Here is a 7,886-nt window from a genome sequence, read left to right on the forward strand (position 1 = left end):
GGTGCTGTCGGCGGTGGCTCGACCGGTGGGTGGTTTCGGTCCTGCTGGTCCTGTCGGTCGTTGCGGTCGTGCGTGCAGGGGTGCTGCTGCCTTGTGTGACCGTGGTGCTGGTCGTGCTTGTTGTGCTGGTGCGGGGGGCCGGTTCCTCTGCCTGCCGTTCCCGGTGGCTCTTCCGGTCCCAACTGGTTCGGTGGCGTGGTGGGTTGGCGTTCTCGCCGTACCGTTCCTCCTGGCCGTACCGGCCGTGCGGGTGGTGCCGGTGGTGCCGGTCCTGCCCCGGCCCGTCGGTCCTGCCCCGGCCCGTCGGTCCTGCCCCGGCCCGTCGGTCCTGCCCCGGCCCGTCGGTCCTGCCCCGGCCCGTCGGTTCTGCGGGTTCTGCGGGTGGTGGCCGTCGTGGGGGTTGTGTGGGTGCGGGGGCCGGTTCTTTTGCCTGCTGGCTCCGTCTGCCGGTCCTGTGTGCTGCGCGGGGTGTTCGGGTCGTGTGTGCCGAAGCGGTTCCTGTCGCCTGTAACTGACCTGCTGGCCCTGCTGGTGCTGGTGCTGGTGCGGGTCGGGTCGGTCGGGCCGGTCCCGCCGGCCGGCATTGCTGGCGGTGCCGTGTGTGTCGTGTGTGCCGGTTCTGCGGGTCGTGGTGTGGCCGGTCCTGCGTGGGGTGGTGCCTTTGTCGTTGGTGACTGCCGTGCTGGTTCTGTGTGTTGTGCGGGTCCTGCGGGTCGTTCGGGTCTTGCTCGTCGTGCTGGTGCTGCGTCCGGTGTGTTGTGTTCTGGGTGTTGTTCGGGTGGGCCGGTCTGTGGTGTGGGCCGGTCTGTCCCGGTGGTGCGGGGTGCGGGGTGCGGGGTGCGGGGTGCGGGGTGCGGGGTGCGGTGAGTGCCGGTGTGGCGGGTGGTCTGTGTCGCTGGTGGCCGGGGGTGGCGCCGGTGGTGCGGGTGGCGGGTGCTGGCGGGGGTGCCGCTGGTGGTCGGGGGTGCGGTAGCCGGGTGCCGCCGGGTGGCGGGTGGTGCGGGTGCCGGCTGGTGGCTGGGTGTGTTGCGGGGTGGCGGGTGGTGTCAGGGGGTGGTGTGGGTGGTGGTTTGGTAGTTGGTGAGGTCGAAGGTGCGGGTTTGTTGGCGGAAGCGCCAGGTGTAGGTGGGCCAGATGTTGGGGTTGTTGCCGTGGGTGTCGGTGTACCAGCTGGTGCAGCCGCCGGTGTTCCAGACGGTGTTCTTGAGGCGGTTCTGGAGGGTGGTGTTGTAGGTGGTCTGGGCGTGGGGGTGGACGTCGAGGGTGGTGAGGTGGTGGGTGCGGAGGGTTTTGAGGGCGGCGAGGATGTAGGTGATCTGGGCTTCGATCATGACGGTTTGCGAGGAGTGGCCGAGGGTGGTGTTGGGGCCCAGGAGCATGAAGAGGTTGGGGAAGCCGTGGATGGTGGTGCCGCGGTGGGCGGTCATGCCGTGGGTGTTCCAGGTGTCGGCGAGGGTGTGTCCGTGGCGGCCGTGGATGAGGTGGGCGACGGGGCGGTCGGTGGCGGTGAAGCCGGTGGCGAGGATGATGGTGTCGATGTGGCGTCGGGTGCCGTCGGTGGTGGTGATGTGGGTGGGGCCGATGTGGGTGATGGTGTCGGAGACGATGTCGACGTTGGGTTGTTGGATGGCGGGGTACCAGGTGTTGGAGAAGAGGAGGCGTTTGCAGCCGACGGTGTAGTCGGGGGTGAGGCGGGCGCGCAGGGCGGGGTCGGGGACGGATTTTTTGAGGTGGCCGGCGGCCATGTTCTTCATGCCGGTGGTGCGGGAGGGGCGGGACATGAAGAACGCGACGATTTCGCGGCCGTGTTTGTTGAAGGCGCGGCGGAAGCGTTGGTAGCCGGGGAGGTGGCGGAGCATCCAGGTGTGGCGGGGGGTGTTGGGTTTGTCGGGTTTGGCGGCGACCCAGGGGGGTGTGCGCTGGTAGAGGTCGATGCGTGCGGCGTGGGGCTGGATGGCGGGGACGAACTGGATGGCGGAGGCGCCGGTGCCGATGACGGCGATGTTGCGGCCGGTGAGGTCGTGGTCGTGGCGCCAGCGGGAGGAGTGGAAGACGGTGCCGGTGAAGGTGTCGAGGCCGGGCAGGTCGGGGACGGCGGGGTCGGAGAGGTAGCCGGTGCCGGTGACGAGGACCTGGGCGGTGTAGCGGCCGTGCTGTGTGCGGATGTCCCAGTGGTGGTGGGTGTCGTTCCAGGTGGCGTCCAGGAGTTCGTGGTCGTAGCGCAGGTGGGGGTCGACGCCGTGGCGGGTGGCGCAGTTCTTGAGGTAGGCGTGGACCTCGGCCCGGGTGGCGAAGGTGGATTTCCATTCGGGGTTGCGGGCGAAGGAGAAGGAGTAGAGGTGGGCCTGGACGTCGCAGGCGCAGCCGGGGTAGGTGTTGTCGCGCCAGGTGCCGCCGAGGTCGTGGGCGCGTTCGAAGACGAGGAAGTCGTCGATGCCGGCTTTGAGGAGGCCGATGGCGGTGCCGAGGCCGGAGATGCCGGCGCCGATGATCGCGACTTCGAGGTGGCGGACGGCGAGGTCGCCGGCGGTGCCGGCGGCGGTGGCGGGGGATGTGTCCGGGCCGGTTCCCGCGGTGGTGGTGCCCGAGCGGGTGTCCGTGCCCGTGGTGGCCGGGCCGGCGCCGACGGCCGTGGCACCGACGGCCGTGGCACCGAGGGTGATGGTGCCCGCGGTGGTGGTGCCGGCGATGGTGTCCGTGGTGGTGGTGTCGGCGGTGGTGGCCGTGGTGCTGCCGGTGCCGGTGTCGGTGGTGTCGGTGGTGGTGGTCGTGCCGGTGTCGTGGGTCGTGCCGCCGGTGGTGGTGTCGGGGGTGGGGGTCACCCCCGCCGCCGGGGTTGTGGGGGGTGCCGCCGGGGTGGCGGTGGGGGTGTTGGTGGTGGTGCGGTCGGGGGCGGGGGTGGTGGTCATGGCGTCGGTGTCCTCTTCTCGGGTGTCCTCGGTGGGCCCGGGGTTCAGGCGCGGCGGGTGAGGGTGACGCGGAAGTTGTTGAAGATGTGGTCTTCGAGGGTGTAGGCGAAGATGTCGAGGTAGCGCTCGAAGCGGGCGACGGTGGTCTCGTCGGTCATGGTGACGGCTTCGTCGCGGCGGGCGGCGAGGAGTTGGAGCCAGGCGCGGCAGGCGCGGGCGAAGGACTCGGGTTCGTTGCGGATCTCGGTGACCTCGAAGAGGCCGTCGAGGCCGGCGGCGAGTTCGGGCAGGCGCGGGATGTGGCAGCCCTCGAACTCCTCGCGCTGGAGGAACTTCAGGTCGTCCAGGAGCTGGCGGCGCAGCGGGGGGTTCTCGACGGTCATGGTGTGCAGGACGAAGCGGGCGCCGGGCTTGAGGAGGGAGTGGACCTGCTTGAAGAAGACGCGGTAGCGCTGGGTGCGCTCCTTGGGGGTGAGGGAGGAGAGCACGAAGTGTTCGAGTGCGTTGATGCAGAACGCGGCGTCGTAGGGGGCCTGGCCGTCGGCGAGGCGGTGGTCCTCCCAGCTTTCGACGCGGGCTTGGATGGCGGGGTTGGCGAGGGCGTCGACGAAGTCGGCCTGGGTGCGGGAGAGGGTGACGCCGACGGCCTTCTTGACGCCGTGGACGGTGGTGAGGCGGTTGAGCATGGTGCCCCAGCCGCAGCCGATGTCCAGGACGGTGTCGGTGTGGGCGGCGCGGGCGAGGTCGGTGAAGGCGTCGAGCTTGCGTTCCTGGGCCTCGTCGAGGACGGCGACGAGGTCCTCGCCGTCCTCCCAGTAGCCGCCGGAGTACATCATGGTGGGGCCCAGGATGAGCCGGTAGAGCTCGTTGGGGACCTCGTAGTGGTGGCGGATGGCCTCGACGTCGGGGTTGATGGAGCGGGCTTCGACGGTGGTCATGGGATGGGGCCCCTCGGTTGACGGTGGTGGTGGGTATCGGACGGGTGGGCGGCGGCGGGGCCGGCGCCCGGCGCGCGGTGGCGGGTGGCCCGGCCTGCGGTGCCCGATGGCCGGTGCGTGGTGCGTGGTGCGTGGTCCTCGGTGCCGCGCGTGGTGCGTGGTGCGTGGTGCCGCGCGTGGTGCGTGGTGCGTGGTGCGTGGTCCTCGGTGCCGCGCGCGGTGCGTGGTGCGTGGTGCGTGGTGCGTGGTGCGTGGTCCTCGGTGCCGCGCGTGGTGCGTGGTGCGTGGTGCCGGGTCTTCGGTGCCGCTCGGGCCGCCGTGGCGGCCGTGGCGGCCGTGGCGGCGGTGGCGGCGGTGGGGCCGGTTGTTGCGGTCGTGGTGCGGCCGGTCGGGCGGTCTCGGGCGGTGTTCTGTGCCGGGACCGGGCCGCGGGTGGCCCGGCGTGCGGTGCCTGGTGCTTGGTGCCTGGTGCGTGGTCCTCGGTGCCGCGCGTGGAGCGCGGTGCGGCCGTGATCGGGCCGGGCCGGGTCGGCCGGGCGGCTGCCCTCGGCGCCTGTCGTGCCGGGTGGCCGGGTGCCGTCCGTGGTGCGGTGTGCCGGTTGAACCCGGCTTCTGGCGCGGGCGGGTGGTTGGGTGCTGACCGGTGGGCGGTGTGCCGGCGGAGCCGGGCCGAGGTGCCCGGGGTTTGACGCTGTCCCGGGGTGGACGGCCGTGCCGGGCAGCCGCCCCGGTGCCGTGCCGTGCCGTGCCGTGCCGTTCCGGGCGGCCGGGTGCCGCCCGTCGTGGGGTGTTTCCGGTCGAACTGGGCTGCTGTCCTGGGTGGTTGGTTCCCGGGGTCGGCGGCTCTGTTGTGTTCGGTGTGTTCGGCGCCCGTCGTGCCGGGTGGCTGGGTGCTGCCCGGTGCGGTGGGTGCGGTGGGTGCGGTGGGTCGGTTGTCCGGACCGGGTGCGGTGTTTGGTCGGCCGTTGGTGTGGGTGGCGCGGTGGCGTCCGTGGTGGGGTGTGCCGGGCCGGGCCGGGCCGGGTGGTGGTGGCGGGTGGTTGGTGCCGTTCGGGCGGTGGCCCGGGTCTGGCCGCCGTCCCTGGTGTTTGTGGTTCCGGGTGGCCGGGTGGCCGGGTGCTGCCCGGGGGCGGGTGGTTGCGTGCGGGTGCGGTGTGTTGTGGGTCAGGTAAGCGCGTGTCTCGCAAGCGGTGCGCAAGGCAGTGGGGGCGGGGTGGGTTGCGGGCCGGTTGCGTGGGAGCGGGTTTCATGCGGTTTCGGCAAGACGCACGGCTTTCGGGGTCCGTCCCCGGGGGGTGCTTCGGTTCCCGGACGGCGTGTTGTGCGCCGGTGCGGGGGTTGTGGGTGCTGTCGCCGTTGTGTTCCGGGTGTTGTCGGTGCCGGCTGTTCCGCCTGCCCGTCCTGCCTGTCCGTCCTGCCTGTCCGTCCGTCCTGCCTGTTCGTCCGCTCGCCTGTTCGTCCGCTGGCCTGTTCGTCCGCTCGTCCGTCCTGCCTGTTCGTCCGTTTGTCCGTGTGTTGTGTCCCGTGTCTGTCGGCCGGCCTGTTGTCGGTGTTCCTGTTCGCCCTGCCCCCGTTTTTGGTTGTCGGTTGTGTGTGGTGTGTTCCCGGGGGTCGGGGGTGCGAGGAGTGCCGGGGCCGGGCCGGGGCCGGGGGTGCGGGGCCCGTGGCGGGGTCCGTGGCGGGGTCCGTGGCGGGCGGAGGTGCGGGTGCGGGCGGCGGCGTGGGCGGGTGCGGGGGCGGGGGTGGTGGTGTGTCGGTTGTGTTTTCTGTCCTGCTTCTTTCGATGCGTTGACGGCGTCCACCGTGTGGTGGGCGTGGAGAGGAACGATCACTGATGTCTCAGATCCCCACGATCGAGGACCTGGCCCAGCAGCTCCAGGCGGTCTCCGGTGCCCAGGAGATCGACGCGGACGCGGCGTTGCAGCACATCGCGGACGTCGATTCGCTGGACCTGATGGAGTGGCTGTACGGCTTCCAGAACCAGTACCCGCACATTCCGGCGGACGAGTCGCTGTTCGCGGACATCGACGACACCACGACGCTGCGTGTGGTCCACGAGCGGATCCTGGCGCTCGTGCCGGCCGCCGGTAACTGAGTCCGGGCGCGGCGGCGGAGCGGGAGAGGGAGAGGGGTCGCGTGGTGAGCGGTTTCGACGTCACCGGCTGGGGGATGTCGGTTCCCGAACGGGTGGTGACCAGTGCCGAACTCGCGCAGCGTTTCGGTGTGGACGAGCACTGGATCGTCTCGCGGTGCGGGATCCGTGAACGCAGGGCGGTGGGCGAGGGGCAGACCACGGCGTCGATGGCCGCGGAGGCCGGGCGCCGGGCGCTGGAGCGCGCGGGGCTGACGGGTGCGGACATCGCGCATCTGATCGTGGCGACGGCGACGCCGGAGCAGCCCTCGCCGGCGACGTCGGCGTTCGTCCACGACGAGCTCGCGATCGCGGGCAGCGCGCACGACGTGAACTCCGAGTGTGCCGGGTTCGTGTACGCGCTGGTGACGGCGGCGGGTCTGTTGCGGATGGATCCGCGTCCGATCCTGGTGATCGGCGCGGACACGCACACGCTGACCGCGAACCCCGCCGACCGGGACCTGTCGATCCTGGTGGGTGACGGTGCGGGGGCGGTGGTGCTGCGGCCGGGGGCGGTGGACCGGATCCGGGCGTGGAACCTGGGCGCGGACGGCTCGTGCAAGAACAGTCTGAAGGTCCTGGCGGGGGGTTCGCGGATGCCGACCACCGCGGACACCGTCGCCCGGGGTCTGCACTACGCGCAGATCAACGGCAACGAGATCTATCTGAACGCGGTGCGCTACACGGTGCGTACGATCCGCGAGACGCTGGAGCAGGCGAAGATCACGCCGGAGCAGGTCGACCACGTGGTGCCGCACCAGGCGAACATCCGGATCATCAACTCGGTGCTCTCCCACACCGGTATCCCGGCCGACCGGCTGGTGACGAACCTGGAGCGCTACGGCAACACCGCGTCGGGGTCGATCCCGATCGCGTTGGCGGAGGCGCTGGACGCGGGGCGGATCAAGGACGGTGACACGGTGCTGCTGGCCGGGTTCGGCGCGGGCATGACGTGGGGTTCGGTCCTGCTGACGTGGGGAGGGGTGGCGCGGTGAGCGGCCGGGACGCTTTCGGTGTGCGGCCGCCGTCGCCGGTGGCGCTGGTCACCGGTGCCTCCGGGGGGCTGGGCAGTGAGCTGGCGCTGGCCCTGGACGCGGCGGGCTGCCGGGTCGCGGTGCACTACAACAGCTCGCGCGAGGGCGCGGAGAAGGTCGCCGCGCAGCTCGTCAACGAGCACGTGCTGGTCACCGGCTCGGTCGCGGACTGGGACGCGGTCGGCGCGATGTACGAGCGGATCAAGGCGGCGCTCGGGCCGGTGGACGTGCTCGTCAACAACGGGGCGATCCGCAAGGACGCGCTGATGGCGATGCAGGACCCGGCGCAGTGGCGGCAGGTGATCGACACCAACCTCGTCGGCTCCTTCCACACCGCGCGTGCGTGCGTGCCGGCGATGCTGCGGGCGCGCTGGGGGCGGGTGGTCAACATCGTCTCCCCGTCGGCGCTGATCGCCACCGCCGGGCAGACCGCCTACTCGGCGTCCAAGGCCGGTCTGATCGGGCTGACCCGTACCCTCGCGGCGGAGTGCGGCCGCAGGGGGGTGACCGTCAACGCCCTGTCACCCGGCTTCATGATCACCGGCATGACGGACACCCTGCCCGAGCACGTCGTGGCGGGCATGCGCGAGAAGGTCCCGGTGCCGCGGTTCGTCACCCCGCGCGAGGTCGCCCGCTCGATCACCCTGTTCCTCGACCAGGACTGCATGACCGGCCAGGTCATCAGCATCGACTCCGGGGCCTCCATCACCTGAACGCCACCGGGGGCCCCGGACGGACCGTCCACCCGCCCGGGCCCCGGGGGCCGGCCCGCCCCGGGCGGTCGGCCTGTCGGCCGGCCGACCCGCCCCTCGGGGGGCCGGAAGTCGGCCGGCCCGCCCCCGGGCCCGGACACGGCAGTCGGCCACCCCGGAGC

5 protein-coding genes are annotated in these 7,886 nt (G+C 71.8%); 3 read left to right on the top strand and 2 right to left on the bottom strand.

The annotated features are described in order from the left end of the window. Positions 1-1,046: 1,046 nt before the first annotated feature. Both ACWGKU_RS38810 and ACWGKU_RS38815 read right to left on the bottom strand, forming a co-directional pair. On the bottom strand, positions 1,047-2,909 hold the full coding sequence (locus ACWGKU_RS38810; RefSeq protein ID WP_452178953.1) for a flavin-containing monooxygenase: 1,863 nt from the start codon (positions 2,907-2,909) through the stop codon (positions 1,047-1,049). A gap of 44 nt (positions 2,910-2,953) precedes the next feature. Next, a complete protein-coding gene (locus ACWGKU_RS38815) occupies positions 2,954-3,847 on the bottom strand; it encodes a class I SAM-dependent methyltransferase (protein ID WP_452178954.1) in 894 nt (297 codons plus the stop codon). Positions 3,848-5,681: 1,834 nt separating this feature from the next. Between ACWGKU_RS38815 and ACWGKU_RS38820 the strand changes: the two genes are divergently transcribed. From ACWGKU_RS38820 to ACWGKU_RS38830, 3 genes are read left to right on the top strand one after another with little or no spacing between them, the layout of a single operon-like run. After that, positions 5,682-5,942 carry a hypothetical protein gene (locus ACWGKU_RS38820; RefSeq protein ID WP_224279085.1) on the top strand — a complete coding sequence of 87 codons (261 nt, stop codon included), beginning with the start codon at positions 5,682-5,684 and terminating at the stop codon, positions 5,940-5,942. A 44-nt stretch (positions 5,943-5,986) separates the two neighbouring features. Further along, positions 5,987-6,973: a 3-oxoacyl-ACP synthase III family protein gene (locus ACWGKU_RS38825; RefSeq protein ID WP_452178955.1), complete on the top strand. Its 987-nt coding sequence runs from the start codon at positions 5,987-5,989 to the stop codon at positions 6,971-6,973. Positions 6,974-6,993: 20 nt separating this feature from the next. Next, positions 6,994-7,725, top strand: coding sequence for an SDR family NAD(P)-dependent oxidoreductase (locus ACWGKU_RS38830; RefSeq protein ID WP_401055347.1), 732 nt, complete (start codon positions 6,994-6,996; stop codon positions 7,723-7,725). The last annotated feature ends 161 nt before the right edge of the window (positions 7,726-7,886 follow it).

This window comes from Kitasatospora sp. NPDC054768, from assembly GCF_053612025.1.

Bases quoted from the DNA above. Each gene is read 5' to 3' on its own strand.
- ACWGKU_RS38810 (WP_452178953.1), bottom strand. From the start codon at position 2,909: ATGACCACCACCCCCGCCCCCGACCGCACCACCACCAACACCCCCACC.
- ACWGKU_RS38815 (WP_452178954.1), bottom strand. From the start codon at position 3,847: ATGACCACCGTCGAAGCCCGCTCCATCAACCCCGACGTCGAGGCCATC.
- ACWGKU_RS38820 (WP_224279085.1), top strand. From the start codon at position 5,682: ATGTCTCAGATCCCCACGATCGAGGACCTGGCCCAGCAGCTCCAGGCG.